The sequence below is a fragment of the Betaproteobacteria bacterium genome (assembly GCA_016709965.1).
In the GTDB taxonomy this organism is placed as follows: Bacteria; Pseudomonadota; Gammaproteobacteria; order Burkholderiales; family Rhodocyclaceae; genus Azonexus; species Azonexus amarohabitans.
Genome location: JADJLT010000001.1, coordinates 583,371 through 602,616, shown reverse-complemented (window position 1 = coordinate 602,616; position 19,246 = coordinate 583,371). Strand labels below are relative to the sequence as shown.

16 protein-coding genes and 1 tRNA gene are annotated in these 19,246 nt (G+C 61.3%); 8 read left to right on the top strand and 9 right to left on the bottom strand.

Annotation, left to right across the window (positions count from 1 at the left end):
* Position 1: 1 nt before the first annotated feature.
* Genes IPJ12_02995 through IPJ12_02980 form a run of 4 tightly spaced genes read left to right on the top strand, consistent with a single transcriptional unit; the run spans position 2 to position 2,473 of the window.
* Complete coding sequence (locus IPJ12_02995; GenBank protein ID MBK7646138.1) at positions 2-253, top strand: type II toxin-antitoxin system CcdA family antitoxin; 252 nt, start codon at positions 2-4, stop codon at positions 251-253.
* On the top strand, positions 250-579 hold the full coding sequence (locus IPJ12_02990; GenBank protein ID MBK7646137.1) for a CcdB family protein: 330 nt from the start codon (positions 250-252) through the stop codon (positions 577-579). Before IPJ12_02995 ends, IPJ12_02990 begins: the two co-directional genes overlap by 4 nt.
* Before the next feature lie 5 nt (positions 580-584).
* Complete coding sequence (locus tag IPJ12_02985) at positions 585-1,898, top strand: replication-associated recombination protein A (GenBank protein MBK7646136.1); 1,314 nt, start codon at positions 585-587, stop codon at positions 1,896-1,898.
* A gap of 5 nt (positions 1,899-1,903) precedes the next feature.
* The gene (locus IPJ12_02980; GenBank protein ID MBK7646135.1) at positions 1,904-2,473 is read left to right on the top strand and encodes a DUF4126 domain-containing protein; all 570 of its coding nucleotides are present in this window, start codon (positions 1,904-1,906) and stop codon (positions 2,471-2,473) included.
* Here IPJ12_02980 and IPJ12_02975 read toward each other — a convergent pair.
* Positions 2,448-4,616, bottom strand: coding sequence for a 4Fe-4S binding protein (locus IPJ12_02975; GenBank protein ID MBK7646134.1), 2,169 nt, complete (start codon positions 4,614-4,616; stop codon positions 2,448-2,450). The genes IPJ12_02980 and IPJ12_02975 overlap by 26 nt on opposite strands.
* Positions 4,617-4,803: 187 nt before the next feature.
* Here IPJ12_02975 and serS point away from each other — a divergent pair, with 187 nt between their 5' ends.
* Positions 4,804-6,096 (top strand): serine--tRNA ligase, encoded by a 1,293-nt coding sequence (serS, locus tag IPJ12_02970; GenBank protein MBK7646133.1) that lies wholly within the window; start codon positions 4,804-4,806, stop codon positions 6,094-6,096.
* Positions 6,097-6,109: 13 nt separating this feature from the next.
* On the opposite strand, the gene mltF is transcribed toward serS, so the two are convergent.
* Positions 6,110-7,693, bottom strand: a complete 1,584-nt coding sequence (gene mltF, locus IPJ12_02965) for a membrane-bound lytic murein transglycosylase MltF (GenBank protein ID MBK7646132.1) — start codon at positions 7,691-7,693, stop codon at positions 6,110-6,112.
* 27 nt (positions 7,694-7,720) lie between these two features.
* Here mltF and IPJ12_02960 point away from each other — a divergent pair.
* Positions 7,721-7,808: transfer RNA gene (locus tag IPJ12_02960), tRNA-Ser, on the top strand.
* 242 nt (positions 7,809-8,050) lie between these two features.
* Here IPJ12_02960 and IPJ12_02955 read toward each other — a convergent pair.
* The 7 genes from IPJ12_02955 to IPJ12_02925 all read right to left on the bottom strand — a co-directional run bounded on the left by IPJ12_02955 (position 8,051) and on the right by IPJ12_02925 (position 15,583).
* A complete protein-coding gene (locus IPJ12_02955; GenBank protein ID MBK7646131.1) occupies positions 8,051-8,371 on the bottom strand; it encodes a type II toxin-antitoxin system RelE/ParE family toxin in 321 nt (106 codons plus the stop codon).
* Positions 8,371-8,649 (bottom strand): type II toxin-antitoxin system Phd/YefM family antitoxin, encoded by a 279-nt coding sequence (locus IPJ12_02950; GenBank protein ID MBK7646130.1) that lies wholly within the window; start codon positions 8,647-8,649, stop codon positions 8,371-8,373. Before IPJ12_02950 ends, IPJ12_02955 begins: the two co-directional genes overlap by 1 nt.
* 170 nt (positions 8,650-8,819) lie before the next feature.
* Positions 8,820-10,496 carry an alpha-D-glucose phosphate-specific phosphoglucomutase gene (locus IPJ12_02945; GenBank protein MBK7646129.1) on the bottom strand — a complete coding sequence of 559 codons (1,677 nt, stop codon included), beginning with the start codon at positions 10,494-10,496 and terminating at the stop codon, positions 8,820-8,822.
* A complete protein-coding gene (gene tkt, locus IPJ12_02940) occupies positions 10,493-12,577 on the bottom strand; it encodes a transketolase (GenBank protein MBK7646128.1) in 2,085 nt (694 codons plus the stop codon). Before tkt ends, IPJ12_02945 begins: the two co-directional genes overlap by 4 nt.
* Complete coding sequence (gene pgi, locus IPJ12_02935; protein MBK7646127.1) at positions 12,574-14,232, bottom strand: glucose-6-phosphate isomerase; 1,659 nt, start codon at positions 14,230-14,232, stop codon at positions 12,574-12,576. Before pgi ends, tkt begins: the two co-directional genes overlap by 4 nt.
* A complete protein-coding gene (gene tal, locus IPJ12_02930; GenBank protein ID MBK7646126.1) occupies positions 14,229-15,317 on the bottom strand; it encodes a transaldolase in 1,089 nt (362 codons plus the stop codon). The genes pgi and tal overlap by 4 nt, the downstream gene beginning before the upstream one ends.
* 53 nt (positions 15,318-15,370) lie before the next feature.
* Entirely contained in the window at positions 15,371-15,583 is a 213-nt protein-coding gene (locus tag IPJ12_02925) for a hypothetical protein (GenBank protein ID MBK7646125.1), read from the bottom strand.
* 661 nt (positions 15,584-16,244) lie between these two features.
* Between IPJ12_02925 and IPJ12_02920 the strand changes: the two genes are divergently transcribed.
* Positions 16,245-18,140 (top strand): 2-oxoacid:acceptor oxidoreductase subunit alpha, encoded by a 1,896-nt coding sequence (locus IPJ12_02920; protein ID MBK7646124.1) that lies wholly within the window; start codon positions 16,245-16,247, stop codon positions 18,138-18,140.
* On the top strand, positions 18,137-19,183 hold the full coding sequence (locus IPJ12_02915; protein ID MBK7646123.1) for a 2-oxoacid:ferredoxin oxidoreductase subunit beta: 1,047 nt from the start codon (positions 18,137-18,139) through the stop codon (positions 19,181-19,183). Before IPJ12_02920 ends, IPJ12_02915 begins: the two co-directional genes overlap by 4 nt.
* Positions 19,184-19,246 lie beyond the last annotated feature (63 nt).

The window sequence follows — 19,246 nt, the reverse complement described above, 5'->3', positions numbered from 1 at the left end:
TATGAAATCACATGCCCAGACGTCGCCGGCTAAACGCCCGGTTAATTTGCTGCTCAATGAAGGCACGGTTCAGCAGGCGCGGCGTTTTACCCGAAATTTGTCGTCGACCGTGGATACCTTGCTGGCCGAGTTCGTCGCCCGTGAGCAGCAATTGCGCCAGGATCAACAGCAGCATTACGCCGAGGTTTCCGGCGCCTGGAACCGTTTTGAAGAGGCGCACGGTTCGTTTGCCGACGAGCATTCGACGCTATGAGCCAGTTTGACGTGCATCGCAATATCGGTCGGCAGGCGGCGCAGGTGCCTTATGTCGTGGTCGTGCAGTCGGCGGCATTTGATGCGCGGCGGCGGCGCGTGGTCGTGCCGCTGGTTGCCGGCGATCTGCTGGCGCGTGAGGTCGATTTGCCGGCCTCGCCGGTTAATCCGTCCTTCACGGTTGAGGGGCGGCGGGTCGTGCTTAACCCGCTCGACATCGTTTCAGTGTCGCTGGATGCGCTGGGGCCTAAGGTTGCTTCGCTGGCGGAAGCGGGTGACTGCGTGGTGGCGGCGCTCGACGAAGTATTTTCCCGGGCCTGGGGATAACGGCGATGAGCGATTTGTTTGCCAAAGCCAGCCCGGATGCCGGCGCGCCACTGGCCGAGCAACTACGGCCGCAAACGCCGAATGATGTGATTGGCCAGCAGCACCTGCTCGGGCCGGGCAAGCCTTTGCGACTGGCATTCGAATCCGGCCAGCCGCATTCGATGATCCTCTGGGGGCCGCCGGGGGTGGGTAAAACCACACTGGCGCGCATGATGGCGACGCAGTTTCAGTGCGAGTTCATTGCGCTGTCGGCCGTGTTTTCCGGCATCAAGGAGGTGCGCGAGGCGGTAGCGCAGGCCGAAATGTGGCGCACGCAAGGCCGGCGGACGATCCTGTTTGTCGATGAAATTCATAGGTTCAACAAGGCGCAGCAGGATGGATTCCTGCCCTTTGTCGAATCCGGTTTGCTGACGTTTATTGGCGCAACGACGGAAAACCCGTCGTTCGAACTAAATTCAGCCTTGCTGTCGCGTGCTTCGGTCTATGTGTTGAAGTCACTTGATGAAGCCGAAATGGGCCAGCTTTTTGACCGGGCCTGTGCTCAGGCGCTGGCTGATCTGAGCTTCGATGCATCGGCCCGCGAACGCCTGATCGGCTTGGCCGATGGCGATGCCCGGCGTTTGCTCAATTTGCTCGAGCAGGTTCGTACCGCAGCACGCACGGCAGGCATTCCCACGGTCAACGGGGAATTTATCGAAAAAACGATGGCACAAAGCCTGCGCCGTTTCGACAAGGGCGGCGATGCCTTCTACGATCAGATCTCGGCCCTGCATAAATCGGTGCGTGGCTCGAACCCGGATGGCGCGCTTTACTGGCTGACCCGCATGCTCGACGGTGGCGCCGACCCGCGCTACCTCGCCCGGCGCATCGTCCGCATGGCCTGGGAAGACATCGGCCTGGCTGACCCGCGCGCCATGCAGATCGCCAACGACGCAGCCGAAACGTTTGAGCGCCTCGGCTCGCCGGAAGGCGAACTGGCGCTCGGGCAAGCGGTGATCTACTTGGCCGTGGCCGCCAAATCGAACGCCGGTTACATGGCCTACAACGCAGCCCGTGCTTACGTGAAGCAGGATGGCTCGCGCCCGGTGCCCAACCATTTGCGCAACGCGCCGACCAAGCTGATGAAGGAACTCGGCCACGGCCACGCCTACCGCTACGCCCACGACGAGCCGGAAGCCTATGCCGCCGGCGAAACCTATCTGCCCGACGGCATGCCAGAACCGGGCTGGTACGAGCCGACACCGCGCGGCCTGGAAGGGCAGATTGGCCAGAAGCTGGCCCATTTGCGGGAACTGGATCGCAAGGCAGGCAAGAAATAATGGACCTGGTCCAGACCATCGCGCTTTCCACCGGCCTTGCCTGGGCCAGTGGCTTGCGCCTGTATTTGGTGGTTTTTCTGGCCGGCGTTTTGAGCTATTTCGGCTATCTGCATTTGCCGGAAACGCTGGCCGTCCTGCACAACCCGCTGGTCATTGGCGCGGCCGGCATCATGGCTTTTGCGGAGCTGATCGCCGACAAGATTCCGGCCTTCGATTCGCTGTGGGACAGCGTTCAGACCTTCATCCGCATCCCGGCTGGCGCGCTGCTGGCGGCCTTTGCCATGGGCGATGTTGATCCCGCATGGACGGTGGCGGCCGGTTTGATCGGCGGCACGATCACGGCCGGCACCCATTTCGCCAAGGCTGGTAGCAGGTTGGCGATCAACACCTCGCCAGAGCCGTTTTCCAACTGGATCGCGTCGTTCAGCGAGGAGGGCATGGTGCTCGGCGGCTTGTGGACCATGCTTGCCTCGCCGCTGGTTTTCCTGGGTTTGCTCGTCGTCTTTCTGCTGCTGGCCGGTTGGTTGCTGACGCGCTTCCGGGCCTTGCTCAGCCGCCTGCGCCGGCGCTCTTGATGGCCTTTGGCGTCAGGACTTTTCCCTTCTTTTCGTAGAGCAGCACCGGGCAGCGTTGGGTGTCGTGGTAGATGCCGACGCAGTCCAGGCACTGGAAGCAGGCGTCATAGCGGATTTCACCGGTTGGTTCGATGGCGTCGTAGGCGCATTTTGACTTGCAGCTCTGGCACGGCTTGCCGCACTCGACGCGGCGGGTCAGCCAGTCAAAACGACGCAGTCGACCGCCGAGCGACATCACGGCGCCGAGCGGGCAGATGAAGCGGCAGAAAAACTTGTAATAGAAGGCACTGGCGACCAGCAGCGCGACGGCATAGGCGACAAATGGCCAGCTTCGGTCAAAGCCGACGGTGATCGCGGTCTTGAAGGGTTCCAGTTCGTTCAGGCTTTCACCCTGATGCGGCCAGAACAACGCGGCGCCGGCCAGCACGGCGAGGGCAAGATAGCGCCCCCACTCAAGGCGCTTGGCCATGGCCAGCGGAATGTGCAGGCGCGGCAGGTGCAGCTTGCGGGCCAGCAGACCGACAAACTCCTGCAGTGCGCCGAACGGGCAAAGCCAGCCGCAGAAGGTGCCACGCCCCCAGACGACGAAGGTGATCAGCGTAAAGGCGATGAGCAGCAGCGAAATCGGGTCGTAAAGGAAGCTCGACAAGCCCTGGCCGGATTTCAGCGATTTGAGCGCGCCGGTGACCTGAACGATGGAGAGTTGCCCCTGTACGGTCCAGCCGATGTAGATCAGCGTAAAGGCGAGAAAGCCGAGGCGGAACACTTTCAGTCGGCTGGCATCGATGGAAATCCAGCGCGGGCGGGCGAGCACGATGCTGAGCAGGATCAACGCGGTGCTCAGGATGCTGAGATCGACCCAGCGCTGTTGCCAGGCCAGCACCCATTCCGGCAGCGGCTTTGGCGGGTAGGTGAACAGGCGCTCGGGCGGGGCGTATTTCAGCGTGACGGTCTTGTGCGTAAGGACGGGCAGGATCATGCCCTTGGCGCGGGTGATGCTCAGCGTCAGGTCCAGCGGGCGGCCGGGGTCGAGGCCGGCTTCAGCATAGACGCCAAAGAGGCGGGAGGTGTTGAGTTCCGGTAATCCGACGCTGACTTTGGGCTCGAAGCCCTGGTCGCGGAGTTCAAGAAACAGGCCGTCCTGTGACATGCTCAGACGCGAAGACTGGCCACCCGGCACGAAGCTGTCGTCGACGATGGGGTAGCGCCCGGACGAGGCGATCCACCACAGATGCCGGTTCTCGAAATTGCGGGTCATTGCCTCTTTGTATTGGGCGTCACCGAGAATGGCGCGGCCGATGCTGGGCGTGTTGAGGTAGGCGATGTAGATATCGGTGAAGACGGCGTCGGGTTGGGCCAGGCCTTCTTCATCGACGCCGGCGCCGTCAGTGCCGACAAACAGCTTCTCGACGTCGGCGTTGGTCAGGTGCAAGTGGCCGACCATGCCGTTCTTGAGCATGTCGGCGAAGGCAACCGTGTCGTTGACATCCGTACGCACCTGCGCCGACGGGCCGCGCTTGCTGCGGTCGGCAAAGCCGAGCTTGGCGCGGGCGACTTCGAGGGCGGCGCCGAGAACGCTCTGGTTGACGATGCGCACCGAGGCGGTAGCTTTGGCAACGCCATCCAGCGTCGTCTGGTCGCTACGCTTGTCGGCCGGGCCGGTACGATTGCGGTCGGCGTTGAGGGCAATGAGAAACTGTTGCTTGAGGTTACGGCCGGCGTATTGCGTGACGAACTCGCGCAAGGGCGGCTCGCCCAGACCGCTCAGAAAGACCGGCTCGTGCTGGCGGAGCAGTTCAACATTCATGAAATTTCCCTTGCGGTCGATCGAGACCAGGAAATTCATCGGTGTGCCTTCAAAGCCGGGCACGGGTGCCAGGTCGATGGATTCAAAAACATAGCCAACCGGCCCGCCTTCCGGCTCCAGTTCGCTGGTCAGCGGCCAGGCGGGAATTTGGGTCAGCTTGTCCTGTACGTGCAACGGCGGCTCAAAGCGACGTTCGATGTCAGCCTTGCTCAAGTCGCCGGCATGGGCGGCCGACAGTACGCTGGCGCCAACCAGTAGGCAGGCCGCGGTGAAGCGGCGAAAGAACAATGCGGCTTTGCTGTGCAAATGCCTTGCAACGGGAAATGGATTTTCCATTGCGGTCTCCGAGTGTGCGCGGGCATTGTCGGATATGTTTTTTATACAGCTCATGGTACACAAAATTTGCCGGCCTGCGCGGCGCAAATGTCGATCACGGTAGCGCTGCTCGGCTTGCCCATGTCCCTCGCGTATAATTTCGATTTTGGCCATTTTTTCCGGTCGACCGCGACATTCAGGAATAACCATGCTCGACATCCAACAACTTCGTTCCAATCTCGACGCCGTTGCCGAAGGCCTGGCCAAGCGCGGCAAGCCGATCGATTTCACCGAATTCAAGACGCTGGAAGCCGAGCGCAAGACGCTGCAGACCCGCACGCAGGAGCTGCAGGCCCAGCGCAATTCGCTGTCCAAGCAGATCGGTATGTTGAAGGGGCAGGGCAAGGATGCTTCAGAAGTCATGACGCAGGTGGGTGCGCTGGGCGACGAGCTGAAGGCTTCCGAGGCCCGGCTTGGCGAATTGCTGGAACAGTTCAACGCGATCCTCGCAGCCCTGCCGAATATCCCCGATGATTCCGTGCCGATTGGCAGCGATGAAACCGGCAACGTTGAAGTCAAGCGCTGGGGTACGCCGCGTACGTTCGATTTTGAAGTCAAGGATCACACCGATGTCGGCGAGCAACTCGGCCAGCTCGATTTCACCACCGCTGCCAAGATTGCTGGCTCCCGCTTCTCGCTGCTCAAGGGCGGCCTGGCCCGCCTGCACCGCGCGCTTGCCCAGTTCATGCTCGACACCCACACGGCTGACCACGGCTATACCGAGCTTTATGCCCCTTACCTCGTCAATGCCGCCAGCCTGTACGGCACCGGTCAGTTGCCGAAGTTTGAAGAAGACCTGTTCAAGGTGCTGCGCGGCGATCAGGATCCGCTCTACCTGATCCCGACGGCCGAAGTTCCGGTGACCAACATCGTGCGCGACGAAATCATCGCCGCCGAAGCGCTGCCGCTCAAGTTCGTCTGCCACACGCCGTGCTTCCGTTCCGAAGCCGGTTCCGGCGGTCGTGACGTGCGCGGCATGATTCGACAGCACCAGTTCGACAAGGTCGAGTTGGTTCAGGTTGTGCATCCGGAGCAGTCGGCCGAGGCGCACGAGGCGCTGACTCGTCACGCCGAAGTCATCCTGGAAAAGCTGGAGTTGCCTTATCGCCGCATGGCGCTGTGCTCCGGCGACATGGGTTTCTCAGCCGCCAAGACCTACGATCTTGAAGTCTGGCTGCCAGCCCAGAACACATACCGCGAAATCTCGTCCTGCTCCAACTTCGGCGCCTTCCAGGCCCGTCGCATGCAGGCGCGTTTCCGCAATGACAAAAATAAACCCGAGCTTTGCCACACACTGAATGGCTCCGGTCTGGCGGTTGGTCGCACGCTGGTGGCGATTCTGGAAAACAATCAGCAGGCCGATGGCAGCGTGACAATTCCGGCGGTGCTGCGGCCTTATATGGGCGGGCTGGAAGTTCTCTCGGCCAAACCAGGGGCGTAGTCGGCCTCTTGCGCTAGCTTTTGGGCAAGCTTTCAACTTGTCCGGTGTTGGCCGGGGCGACAGGGCTCGTATTCTGATCGATGGTGGGCAGGCGAAGCGCGGGCGTGCCTGATTCGTCGGTGCTGGTTACGGTAGTGATTGCCTTGGCTGCCGCGATCCGCTTGACGTAAGCCTTGCGTCGCTCTTCCACCTCCATCACCAGGCGCTTCAGGCCTTCGGCGGCTGATGGCGTTGGCGCAAAAGGATCGGCATTGCGGAGCAGGATGTCGTAATAGTTTCGGATATTCTCGACCAGGATGACCGCTTCGCCGCCCCGAGCCCGGCCGGATTTCACCAGTTGGGCATACTTGGCCTGAGCCAGTTTTGGCAACACCCGCTTCATGTCATACCAGGCGTTGGGGTCGGCCTTCAGTTGTTTGGCCAGTACGCGAGCACTGTTGAAATGGCCGGGTCCGATGTTGTAGGCGGCAAGCGCCAGCCAGGTGCGATCCGGCTCTTCAACTTCATCGGGCAGCAAGTCCTTCAGCATGTTGATATAACGGGCGCCAGCCAGAATGCTTTCGCTCGGATCAAGCCGATTGCCGACTTGCAGGCGGTCGGCGGTTTCTTCCGTCAGCATCATGATGCCGCGAACGTTGGTGTAACTGGTGGCGTTGGGGTCCCAGCGCGACTCGTGGTAGGACACCGAGGCGATCAGTCGCCAGTCGATGCCGGTCAGTGCCTGCGCCGCGAGGAAATATTTGCGGTACTTGGGCAAGGTCGTTTCGACTTCGCCAAGAAACTTGATGATGTCGGCCTGATCCAGGCGCTTTAAATGGCCGAGGTAGCGGTCTTCAATGCGGGCCAGTGTTCCATCGTGCTGAACGCGCTCGATAAATGCATCGAGGCGGACGCGCAGTTCCGGATTGGGCTGCTTGCCGAGTTGCCAGACGACTGGCTGGGTTTCGCTCAGGGCCAGGCTGGTACGCAGGTTGGGAATGTATTGATCGGCAATGTCCTCGAAATTCTCGTCCATGGCGACGTATTGGACGCTGTGTTCACCTACTTTTTCCAGGAGCTCGAGAATGTCGCCGGTGCCAACTTCAACAACCTGAATACCAGGTATTTCCTGGCTCAGTCGCCGCATTGTTTTTGCTTGGCGTGTGCCGGCCATGACGTGCACTGTTTTGCCGGCCAGTTGTTTCGGGTCGGTGAGAGGTAGCGAGGCGTCGTGCTGCGCCAGCACGTCGCGCGTCAGAAAAATCGGTGGAGTGGCCTGTAGGTCGCTGTTGCTACCTGGCGAAAGCCAAGCGGTGGCAATGTGATATTTGGTGTTGGCCAGTCGGGATTCCAGTTCGCCGGGCTCAACGATTTCGTATTTCACATCGACGCCAAGTTCCTGGGCAAATGCCTGGGTCAAGTCGTACTCAAGTCCAATCGGATTTCCGTTATCGTCAGTGGAATAGGTTAATGGGCCGGGGGTGGTCAGCACGACCAGATCATGCTGGGCAGGCGTGGGAAATGGCAGGGAGGCTGCCTTGTGCAATGGCCCCTGCTCACCGCAACTGGCGATGAAAAAACAGATGGTAAGCAGTGATAGTCGTTTTATCCAGTGCATCTCTTGTGCTATTATCCCGGCCGCTGCGGAGAGGTGGCAGAGTGGTCGAATGTACCTGATTCGAAATCAGGCGTACTGCAAGGTACCGTGGGTTCGAATCCCACCCTCTCCGCCAGCATCAATAAAGCCCTGTTTTTCCTTGCTAATCAATAGCTTGAGAACGACAGGGTTTTTCGTATAACCCAATGCTTAACTCCACGACGCGTTCAAGTGGGGAGCAGAATATCTCACATGATGACTGGGTTAATGGTGAGCTTTTGTAAAGCTGGGTTAACGAACTGCGCGTTAAAGCCGATGTGGCGCTGAGTGGTACCACGTATCAATGCCCTGTATGAGCACCAACACTTAATCAGCCAATCACCTGCGCAACAACCGTTTCGCCAGAGTTGTGGGGTAGTCCTGCCTATGCCCGGCAACAAGGTACACATAGGTATCGTTGCAGATCCGTCGGTAGACCAATTTGTGGTGCGAGGTATAGACATGCTGGTAGTCCAAGATGCCTACTGATGCCAGTTCTTGAACGGGCGTTCCATTGAAAATGCGAGAGTCAAGCTTCTCCAGCTTTTCAAAAATCTCGTCCTCAGCTTTCAGCCATGCGACTTCGCCCCACTTGTCGAGCATGTAGTCCTGGAGTGAAAGCAAGTCTGCTTGGGCATCTGGAAGAATGATGACCGCCATTATTTGCGGTTTTGACGAGCAGCCAGCAGTTGCGCCCGTGATTCCGTAGCGGAAATACCTTTTCCTTGTATGCGGTCCTTTTCGCCCAAGGCAATGATTTTCAAAGCGGCAATGAGCGCTTCCTTTTCCTGAAACTGCTTGACGCCCTCAATCACCATGCTGGCCTCACCATTCTGAGTGATAACAAATGGATTTCCGTTCATTTCCAGATCTTCAGAAATCTGGGCCGCATGGCTTTTCAGGTACGAAATGGACTTGATGTTGGCGATGGACCGCATGTTGCCTCCTAGAATTCACTAGGTCTAAATTTAGTACCGGATTTAGTTGGTGTCAATGATTGACGTGTCCCCGCCATGCCGGAACAATGCTAGGTCTCGCATTTCGGGGTACCGGTTTGTATGGGACACTTTCACTCAACAAGAATAGAATGTCGCGTGTATTCATTGGGTTAGTGCTGTTGCCTAAAGAGTCCCACCCTCTCCGCCAGCGCCGCGTCGACGGTGGCCTGCGCCTGTTGCAGAATGCGCTGCAGGTGCGCCTTGCCCTGAAAGCTCTCGGCGTAGATCTTGTAGATTTCCTCGGTGCCTGACGGCCGTGCGGCATACCAACCGCTCTTGGCGACGACCTTGATGCCGCCGATGGGCGCGCCGTTGCCCGGCGCCTGGCTCAATACATCTATGACAGGCTCACCGGCCAGTTCAGTCGAGGCGATGGCTTTGGGCGATAGGGCAGACAGCCGCTTCTTCTGCTTGGCCGTCGCTGGCGCCTCGACGCGATCGGCGACCGGTTGGCCGAGTTGGCTGGCGAGCTCAAGGTACAGCGCACCAGGGTCGCGCCCGCAGCGTGCGGTGATCTCGGCCGCGAGCAGTGCTGCGATCATGCCGTCCTTGTCGGTCGTCCAGGCAGTGCCGTCGTGGCGCAGGAAGGCGGCGCCGGCGCTTTCTTCGCCGCCGAAGCCGAGGCTGCCGTCCAGCAATCCTTGCGAGAACCACTTGAAGCCGACCGGCGCCTCGAACAGCTTGCGGTCCAGACGCGCTGCGACGCGGTCGATCAACTGTGTGCTGACCACCGTCTTACCCACGGCGGCGCTCGCGGGCCACTGGGGTCGATGTTGAAACAGGTAGTCGATGGCCACGGCGAGAAAGTGGTTCGGCGGCAGCAGCCCGGCAGCAGGCGTGACAATGCCGTGGCGGTCATGGTCGGTATCGCAGGCGCAGGCAATGTCGAAGCGATCCTTGATGCTGATCAGCCGCTGCATGGCGTATTCCGACGACGGGTCCATGCGGATCTGGCCATCCCAATCCAGGGTCATGAAGGCGAAGGTTGGATCGACCTCGGCGCTGACCACTGTCAAGTCGAGGTTCCAGCGCTCGGCAATCGCCGCCCAGTAATGCACGCCGGCGCCACCCAGCGGGTCGACGCCGATGCGGACCTTGGCATCGCGGATCGCCGCCATGTCGATCACCTGATCGAGGGCATCGACATAAGTACTCAGGAAGTCGCGGTGGTGGGTGGTCGTCGCCAGCAGCGCCTGGGCATGGGGCATGCGCCGCACCCCTTGCAGGCTGCGCTCGAGATAGCCGTTGGCGGCGGCCTGGATTGCATCGGTTACGTCCTGGCTGGCAGGCCCGCCATGGGGCGGGTTGTACTTGAAGCCACCGTCACGCGGCGGGTTGTGCGACGGCGTCACGACGATGCCGTCGGCCCGCGCGCCGCTGCCGCCACGGTTGTGTTTGAGAATGGCATGCGAGATGGCCGGTGTCGGCGTGAACTCGTTGTCGGTGGCGAGCACCACGAATACGTCGTTGGCGGCCAATACTTCCAGCGCACTGGCGCAGGCCGGCGCTGACAGGGCGTGGGTGTCGATACCCATGAACAGCGGCCCGGTGATGTCCTGGCTCTTGCGGTAATCGCAGATCGCCTGCGTGATGGCGAGTACATGCCATTCATTGAATGAGACATCGAAGGCCGAGCCGCGGTGGCCCGAAGTGCCGAAAGCCACGCGCTGGCCCGGCACAGTCGGGTCCGGACGTTCCGCGAAGTAGGCCGCCACGAGCTTGTCGACGTCGATGAGCACGGACTTCGGCGCCAGCTTGCCAGCCAGCGGGCTGATGTCGGTGCTCATGCGGCGCTTCCCCTGCCATGCCGGTCCAGCTGTCGCCTGGCCGCAGCGAGCACATGCGGTACATCGAAGCCAAAATGCTGTTGAACCACCTTGCCGGGTGCCGACAGGCCAAAGCTGCGCATTGCGATGATTTCACCGTGGCGACCGACATAGCGGTCCCAACCCAGCGCCGAGGCTGCTTCGACCGAGACACGGGCGTGCACGGCTTCGGGCAGCACCTGCTCCCGATAATTCTCGTCCTGGCGCTCGAACAAATCCCACGACGGCATGCTGATAACGCGCGCCTTGACGCCTTCGAGCTTGAGCTGTTCATAAGCAGCGATGCAGAGCGCCACCTCGCTGCCGCTGGCCAGCAGCAGCACGTCGGGTCGGCCGTCATCGGCGTCGGCCAGCACGTAGGCGCCACGGGCAAGACCGGTTGCGTACGCATAGCGACTGCGGTCCAGCGTCGGCAGCGCCTGACGCGACAGAACCAGGTTGGCCGGCTGATCACGCAGTGTCATTATCAAGCGCCAGGCCTCCACCACCTCATTCGTATCGGCCGGTCGCAGGGTCACCATGCCGGGCATGGCCCGGAACGATGCCAGTTGTTCGACCGGCTGGTGCGTCGGGCCGTCTTCACCCATGGCAATTGAATCGTGCGTCCAGACGTAGATCACTGGCAGGCCCATCATCGCGGCGAGGCGGATCGCACCGCGGGCGTAGTCGGTAAAGATGAAGAAGCTGGCGGCGAAGGGGCGCAGCCCGGACAGTGCCATGCCGCTGGCTGCCGCGCACATGGCGTGCTCGCGGATGCCGAAGTGGAAGTTGCGGCCGGCCGGCGACGCTGGCTCGAAGGCGCCGGCGAAGTCAAAGGCCAGCGTCGTCTTGGTCGATGGCGCCAGATCGGCCGAGCCGCCGAGCAGCCAAGGCACGTGGGCGGCAACTGCGTTGAGCACCTGGCCCGAAGCTTCGCGCGTGGACAATCCCTTGGTGTCGGGTTGGAAGACAGTCAGCATGGTGTCCCAGGCGTCGGGCAATTCGCGCCGCTGCATCTGATCGATCTGCGTCGCCAACTCGGGGTAGACCGCGCGGTAGGCCGCGAAACTGGCCTGCCAGGTGACATGTCCGACGCTGCCGCGTTGCCCGAAGTGCGCACTGAAATGCTCGCGCACGCCTTCGGGCACGGCGAAGTTGGCGTCGGGGTCAAAGCCGTAGAACTGCTTGGTACCGCGCGCCTCATCCGTGCCCAGCGGCTCGCCATGGGCGGCAGCGCTGTCCTGCTTGTGCGGCGCGCCGTAGCCGATATGGCTTTGCACAATGATCAGGGTAGGGCGGTCGTCGGTGCCCTCGAAGGTTCGCAAGGCCAGCGTGGTGGCCTCGATGTCGTTGGCGTCTGCCACCTGCAGCACCTGCCAGCCGCAGGCCGTGAAGCGGGCGCTGACGTTCTCGGTAAAGGTGATGTCCGTCGAGCCTTCGATGCTGATTTGGTTGCTGTCGTAGATCCAGCATAGCTTTGACAGCTTCAGATGCCCGGCGAGCGATGCTGCTTCGGCACTGATGCCTTCCATCATGTCGCCGTCGCCGGCCAGCGCGAACACGCGATGTTCGAAGAGGGTAAAACCGGGGCGGTTGTAGGTGGCGGCCAGCCAGGCCTGGGCGATGGCCATGCCGACGCTGGTCGCCAGACCCTGGCCGAGCGGTCCGGTGGTTGTCTCGACGCCGGTCGTCCAGCCGTGTTCGGGATGCCCGGTGCAGCGGCTGTCAACCTGGCGAAAACTCTGCAGGTCGGCCATCGTCACCGCCAGACCTTGGCGTGTGGAATCCAGGCTAGTCGCGGCCTTGACGCCGCACAGGTGCAGCAGCCCGTACAACAGGGCAGAGGCATGACCTACCGACAGCACGAAACGGTCGCGATCAGGCCAGGCGGCATCTTCGGGGGCGAAGCGCAGAAAGCGCTGCCACAGACAGTAGGCGGTGGGGGCTGCGCCCATCGGTGTGCCCGGATGACCGGAGTTGGCTTTTTCTATCTGGTCAATGGCCAATGTGCGCAGGGTGTTGATGCAGCGCAGGTCGAGGTCTTGCAGTTCGTTTGAAGTCATGGGTGTTCCTTGCGCAGTTCGCGGTAGCGTTGGATGAGGGCATTGGTCGAGCTGTCGTGCGATGGCGCAAGGTCTTCGCCAGCCAATTCGGCCGCGGTGGTCTCGGCCAGCACCTTGCCGAGTTCGACGCCCCACTGGTCGAAAGAGTCGATGCCCCAGATCACGCCTTGGGTAAAGACACTGTGCTCGTACAGCGCGACCAGGGCGCCCAGCGTATGCGGCGTGAGTTGGCGGGCCAGCAACGTGTTGCTCGGTCGATTGCCGGTGAACACGCGGTGCGGCACCAGCGCTTCCGGCACGCCCTCGGCGCGGACTTCGTCGGCCGTCTTGCCGAAGGCCAGTGCTTCAGCCTGGGCGAACAGGTTGGCCATCAGCAGGTCATGCTGACTGTCGACACGACCGACTTCGGCGCCCATCGGGTTGAGGCTTTGCCCAAAGCCGATGAAGTCGCAGGGCACCAGTCGCGTGCCCTGGTGCAACAATTGGTAGAACGAATGCTGACCGTTGGTGCCTGGCTCGCCCCAGACGATGGGCGAGGTCTCGCAGCCAACGGGCTGCCCTTCGCGCGTGACATGTTTGCCATTGCTTTCCATCGTCAACTGCTGCAGGTAGGCCGGGAAGCGCGCCAGGTATTGCTCGTAGGGCAGCACCGCCTGCGTGGCAGCACCGAGAAAGTCGTTGTTCCAAATGGCCAGCAGGCCCATCAGGGCGGGCATGTTGTCTTCGATCGGCGCCTGGCGGAAGTGTTCATCCATGGCCCGCATGCCGGCCAGCAAGTCGCGGAAGTGATCCGCGCCAATGGCGATCATGGTTGACAGGCCAATCGCCGAGGCCATCGAATAGCGGCCGCCGACCCAGTCCCAGAGCGGGAACATCTGCTCGGGCGCGATGCCGAACTCGGCGGTCGCCTGGGCGTTGGTCGACACAGCGACGAAGTGCTTCGCCACCGCGGCCTCGTCATGCAACTGGCGCAGGCTCCAGGCGCGGGCGGCGCGCGCATCGGTCAGTGTTTCCACTGTGCCAAAGCTCTTGGAGCAGACGATGAAGAGCGTCTCGGCGGCGTCCTGGCCGCGCGTGGCTTCGGCCAGCGCGGTGCCGTCGACGTTGGAGACGAAGCGCAGGTCCAGCTCGCGCTGGCTGTAATGCTTCAGTGCCTCGTACGCCATCACCGGGCCAAGGTCGGACCCGCCAATGCCGATGTTGATCACGTGGCGGATCGGCCGGCCGGTGTGGCCACGCCAGCTGCCGTTGCGAATCTGCTCGCTGAAAGTGGCCATCCGGGCCAGTACATCGTGCACCTGACGCACGACGTCTACGCCGTCTACCCAGAGATGTTCATTGGCCGGGGCGCGCAGGGCCGTGTGCAGCACCGCGCGTTGTTCGGTCGTGTTGATCACCTCGCCAGCGAACATTTCGGCGATGCGCCCCTGCAGATCGCTGTCGCGGGCCAGCGCGGCGAGCAGCGCGACGGTTTTTTCGTCGATGCGGTTCTTCGAGTAGTCCAGGGTGAGCCCGGCGGCGCTGACTGTCCAGCGCTGGCCGCGCTCCGGGTCCGCGGCAAACAGCTCGCGCAGATGCCTGGTGCCGATATGCGCATGATGCGTCACCAGCGCCTGCCAGGCAGGGCGTGCGGTGGCTGGCTTCACGCCCTTCATGTCCGCTCTGGCGGTGCCGGGCACTTATCGCTGATGCGCGACAGCAAGGCATGCCACGAAGTTGCGAAGGCTTCGACACCTTCACGCTGGAGCCTTGCGGCCAAGGCGTTATCGTCAACGTTTTCGCGGTGGAATTCTTCGATTACGGCCTCGGCGTAACCGCCGTCGACCGGCAACATCGTTCCTACCTGGCCGTGATCGGCAAAGGCTAGCAGCGTCTTCTCAGGCAGCGTATTGATCGTGCCGGGTGCCGCCAGCGATTGCACGTATAACGTGTCCGGCGCCGCCGGGTCTTTGGTGCCAGTGCTCGCCCACAGCAGGCGCTGCGCCTGCGCGCCGGCGGCGGCCAGGCGCTGCCAGCGTTCCGAAGCCAGCAGTTCGCAGTGCGCCTTGTAGGTGCGCATGGCAATGGCGATGCCCAGGCGGTTGTGGAATGGCGATGCAACTTCCTGCTTGACCACCACGTCCCAGCGGCTGACGAAGAGCGACAACACCGACGCCACCTTGAGGTCGAGACCGGCCACCAAGCGGCGTTCAAGGCCGCGCATATAAGCCTCGGCTGCAGCCATCACATGTTCGCAAGAGAACAATAGCGTGACGTTGACCGGCACGCCGTCAAAGATGACCTCCTCAATGGCTTCAATGCCTTCGGGGGTGCCCGGAATCTTGATGAACAGGTTTGCCTTGGCGGCCTTCGCATGCAGCCGGTTCGCCGCCTGGATTGTATGGGTCGCGTTGTGGGCGAGCAGTGGCGATACCTCCAGCGACACCCAGCCGTCCACGCCGTGGCTCGCCTCGAATTCGGGGCGGAACAGGTCGGCCGCCTCGCTCAGGTCTTCGATGGCGAGTTCGAAGAACAGCTCCTCGCCGGACAAGCCGGCTTCTGAGAGCACACGGATGCTCGCGTCGTAGCTGTCGCCGGCGCCAATCGCGTGTTCGAAGATCGTCGGGTTTGAGGTCAGGCCGGTCACCGACAGATCGCTGATGTAGTGGGCCAAGGAGCCGCTTTGCAGCAGCGTCCGCGTGATGTTGTCGAGCCAGAGGCTCTGGCCGAGTTGATGCAGTGACTGGGTGGGTTTGTTCATGTGGGCAGCTTTCGGTTCAGGAGTGTTATGGAGTGGGCCCTGCGGTGCTGGCTTCAGAACTGGTGCCCGAGCATCGAGTTGGCCTTGCAGCAATTGGGGCGAGCGTAGTGTGTGTACAGGCCCGACTCGCTTTGCCGGTTCAGGTCGGCTGACGAGTCGTAGGCCGGCGCAACCTTCACCGACTCGCGGTGCAATTCGACCGCCACGCTTGGTGTTAACAATGAAGTAGCCGATGGCCAAGACTTGGTCGTCGAAGTAGGGGTCATTGACTCGCCCGATGTCTCCATCAGTCATGACGATGCGAATTTCTCGAGGTATTGCAAGCTTTCCAACATGCGGCAGGAACTTTCAGTGACGGAGCAGATCGTCGTCATTGGCCTCGGTTGATCGCTTGTCCTCGGACGTTGGACCACAGTCGAAGTCGGCCATCGACTCACATGTCCTCACTCTGTAACCTAACCCGCTGGATGTATGTGCGTTGCCATACACAAGCGACCCACTTCGCGACTCGGAAGTCACTTCTGACACCGGCACGAAACGGTGGCCGCTAAAGGAGGCGTTCGCCCATCCAGTCTTTCTGTGCGCTACATTAGTGCGAAACTACGCCATCACGGTGCGGCATTGCGACGGCATTACTGTCATGAACCAAACATTAAGAGTGTTTGGTCGAGCCCAAAATTGCACGATGACAAAAGCTGTTGATTAGGTTTCATCACTACATAAAGTCGCGTGCAGTGCTTGTTACCGTCGGTTTAATGTTGTTGATTGCCAAGGTTCTTGGCTAAAGAGCAACGGATTTGTCGTGCCCCCTTTGGTTTGATGACTTCATTACCCTTGGCGCCCATCCATTGCAATAACTTGGCATATTGTTTGCGTCGGATTCAACGCGCTCCCCATTGCGCGCGTAACGATCTTCAAGGAGGAATCATGACCACAATCTCTCCTAGCGACGGGATTGGTGCCAGCGACTTGTCATCGATCCCGCACAGGCTGATCCAGGAAACCGAAAGTATTGTCATCCGCTTTGTCGGTGATTCCGGTGACGGCATGCAACTGACCGGCAGTGACTTCGCTCGTGTCATGGGGCGTTCCGGGCATGACTTTGCTACCCATCCGGATTACCCGCCGGAAATCAGCGCACCGACCGGTACCCTGTTCGGTGTTTCCGGCTTTCAGGTTCAGTTGGCGAGCGGTAGTGCGCTCACGTCCGGGGATAAGCCCGATCTGCTGGTGATCATGAACCCGGCAGCGCTGGCCAGCAATCTGTCCGATGCCAAGTCTGGCGCCACGCTGATCGTCAATAGTGGTGCCTTCACCGCCGGCAATCTGGAAAAGGCCGGTTATGCGGCCAATCCGCTGGAGGATGGCAGCCTGGCCGACTATCGGATTTTCGCGGTGGACATGTCCGGCCTGACTGCCCAGGCGCTGGCGAGTTCCGGCCTGGGCAAAAAGGAAATCGGCCGCTGCAAGAACTACTTTGCTCTCGGCTTGATGTTGTCGCTGTTCGGCGAGAGCCCGGATCAGCAGATTGCCGACATCCGCAGCAAGTTCGGCAGTAAGGAACCACAGATTGCCGAAGCCAACATCAACGCCTTGAGCGCTGGTTATGCCTATGGCGACGCGACGGAAATGGTCGCCCCGGTTTATCACGTGCCGCAAGCCCATCTGCCGCCGGGAAAATACCGCACCATCACCGGCAACCAGGGCGCTGCCCTGGGCTTCATTGCCGCGTCGGAGCGCTCGGGCACCCCCTTGTTTCTCGGCTCCTACCCGATTACGCCAGCGACCGACATCCTGCATGAACTGTCGCTGCACAAGAACTTCAAGGTAAGAACCTTCCAGGCAGAGGACGAGATTGCCGCCATCTGCGCCGCTATCGGTGCCTCCTATGGTGGCGCCCTCGGGCTGACGACCACTTCCGGCCCCGGGATGGCGCTGAAGACCGAGGCCTTGGGGCTGGCCGTCATGCTGGAATTGCCGCTGGTCATCGTCAATGTCCAGCGCGCCGGCCCTTCCACGGGTTTGCCGACCAAGGTGGAGCAGGCAGATCTGCTGCAGGCGATGTATGGCCGTAACGGTGAATGCCCGGTGCCAGTCATTGCCGCCAGCTCTCCGGCTGATTGCTTCGACTGCGCGCAAGAAGCCTTCCGACTGGCGGTCAAGTATATGACGCCGGTCATCTTCCTGAGCGACGGAGGCATCGCCAACAGCGCCGAACCCTGGCGGGTGCCGGAGGTAGATAGCCTGCCCGAATTCAAGGTCAGTTATCGCACCGATCCGGCCGGCTATCAGCCCTATGCGCGTGACGAAAATCTGGCGCGCGCCTGGGTGACACCGGGCACGCCAGGGATGGAACACCGCATCGGTGGACTGGAAAAGGACTTTCTCAGCGGCAATATCTCGCACGCGCCGGCCAATCATCAGCGCATGGTTGAAACCCGTGCCGCCAAGGTTGCCAGCATGGTGCGCGACATGCCGGCAACCAAGATCGTTGGTCCGGCCAGCGGCGAATTGCTGTTGCTCAGTTGGGGCGGCACCTATGGCGCCGTCGCCCAGGCGCGTGCTGAAGCGGAGGCTCGCGGCCAGTCGGTAGCGCATGTACACCTGCGTTATCTCAATCCGCTGCCGGCCGATCTGGGCGACATTTTGAGCCGTTTCGATATCGTCCTGGTGCCCGAACTTAACCTCGGCCAGCTTGCCAAAATCTTGCGTGAAACCTATTTGCGCGAAGTGGTTTCGCTGCCCAAGGTGCAGGGCAAGCCGTTCATGGTGTCCGAGCTTGTCCAGCGAATTCTCGAACTTACCTGTGGAGAACCGGCATGAACCAGCCCATCGAAAAGTCCATCGAATTCCATGCCCTGACCAAAAAGGATTTCGAAAGCTCGCAGGCGGTTCGCTGGTGCCCGGGCTGCGGCGACCACGCGCTGCTCACGCAGATCCAGAAACTGCTGCCTACACTGGATGCGCCGCGTGAAAATTACGCTTTCATTTCCGGCATCGGTTGTTCCTCGCGCTTTCCCTATTACATGGAAACCTACGGGATGCACAGCATCCACGGCCGGGCGCCGGCCATTGCCAGCGGCCTGAAGCTGGCCCGGCCCGAGTTGTCGGTCTGGGTGGTGACCGGCGACGGCGACGCGCTGGCCATTGGCGGCAACCATTTCATCCACGCCATGCGGCGAAATATCGGCATCAAGATTGTCCTGCTCAACAACCGCATCTACGGACTGACCAAGGGGCAGGCATCGCCCACCTCGGAGATCGGCCAGAAGACCAAGACCACGCCCTACGGCAATATCGACCGGCCCTTCAATCCGGTGGCCGTGGCCATCGGCGCCGGGGCTACGTTTGTGGCGCGTACCGTCGATACCGACCTCGCCAATCTTGGCGCGATCTTGAAGCAGGCTGCCGTGCATCGCGGCACGGCCTTTGTTGAGGTACTGCAAAACTGCAATATGTTCGCTGACGGCACCTACGAAGCATTGACCAACAAAGCGACGCGCGACGATGCCCGCCTTGTGCTCGAACACGGCATGTCGATGATCTTCGGCAAGCAGCGCGACAAGGGTATTCGCCTCAGGGGGCTGCGGCCCGAGGTCGTCACACTGGGCGCTAATGGCGTCAATGAGGCTGATCTGCTGGTACATGACGCCGCCATGCCCGAGTCCAGCCTGGGCTTTTTACTGTCGCAAATGCAGGCGCCGGAATTTCCGCTGCCGCTCGGCATCTTCCGCAATGCCAGCCTGCCGGCCTACGAAGAGCTGTGCGCCGAGCAATCCGCCGCCCTCGTGGCCGAGAAAGGGTCTGGTCATCTGGAATCACTGCTGCTGGGAGGTGCTGCATGGACGGTTGCTGCCGAACACTGATCGACGATCAGCCTTGCCTGAGGCTTGAGCCGGGCAAGTGCTTGGGCTGCAGATAGTCGGCCG

Excerpts from the sequence above, each read along its gene's own strand:
- IPJ12_02995 (MBK7646138.1), top strand. The coding sequence starts at position 2 with ATGAAATCACATGCCCAGACGTCGCCGGCTAAACGCCCGGTTAATTTG.
- IPJ12_02990 (MBK7646137.1), top strand. The coding sequence starts at position 250 with ATGAGCCAGTTTGACGTGCATCGCAATATCGGTCGGCAGGCGGCGCAG.
- IPJ12_02985 (MBK7646136.1), top strand. The coding sequence starts at position 585 with ATGAGCGATTTGTTTGCCAAAGCCAGCCCGGATGCCGGCGCGCCACTG.
- IPJ12_02975 (MBK7646134.1), bottom strand. The coding sequence starts at position 4,616 with ATGGAAAATCCATTTCCCGTTGCAAGGCATTTGCACAGCAAAGCCGCA.
- serS (MBK7646133.1), top strand. The coding sequence starts at position 4,804 with ATGCTCGACATCCAACAACTTCGTTCCAATCTCGACGCCGTTGCCGAA.
- mltF (MBK7646132.1), bottom strand. The coding sequence starts at position 7,693 with ATGCACTGGATAAAACGACTATCACTGCTTACCATCTGTTTTTTCATC.
- IPJ12_02955 (MBK7646131.1), bottom strand. The coding sequence starts at position 8,371 with ATGGCGGTCATCATTCTTCCAGATGCCCAAGCAGACTTGCTTTCACTC.
- IPJ12_02950 (MBK7646130.1), bottom strand. The coding sequence starts at position 8,649 with ATGCGGTCCATCGCCAACATCAAGTCCATTTCGTACCTGAAAAGCCAT.
- IPJ12_02945 (MBK7646129.1), bottom strand. The coding sequence starts at position 10,496 with ATGAGCACCGACATCAGCCCGCTGGCTGGCAAGCTGGCGCCGAAGTCC.
- tkt (MBK7646128.1), bottom strand. The coding sequence starts at position 12,577 with ATGACTTCAAACGAACTGCAAGACCTCGACCTGCGCTGCATCAACACC.
- pgi (MBK7646127.1), bottom strand. The coding sequence starts at position 14,232 with ATGAAGGGCGTGAAGCCAGCCACCGCACGCCCTGCCTGGCAGGCGCTG.
- tal (MBK7646126.1), bottom strand. The coding sequence starts at position 15,317 with ATGAACAAACCCACCCAGTCACTGCATCAACTCGGCCAGAGCCTCTGG.
- IPJ12_02925 (MBK7646125.1), bottom strand. The coding sequence starts at position 15,583 with ATGACCCCTACTTCGACGACCAAGTCTTGGCCATCGGCTACTTCATTG.
- IPJ12_02920 (MBK7646124.1), top strand. The coding sequence starts at position 16,245 with ATGACCACAATCTCTCCTAGCGACGGGATTGGTGCCAGCGACTTGTCA.
- IPJ12_02915 (MBK7646123.1), top strand. The coding sequence starts at position 18,137 with ATGAACCAGCCCATCGAAAAGTCCATCGAATTCCATGCCCTGACCAAA.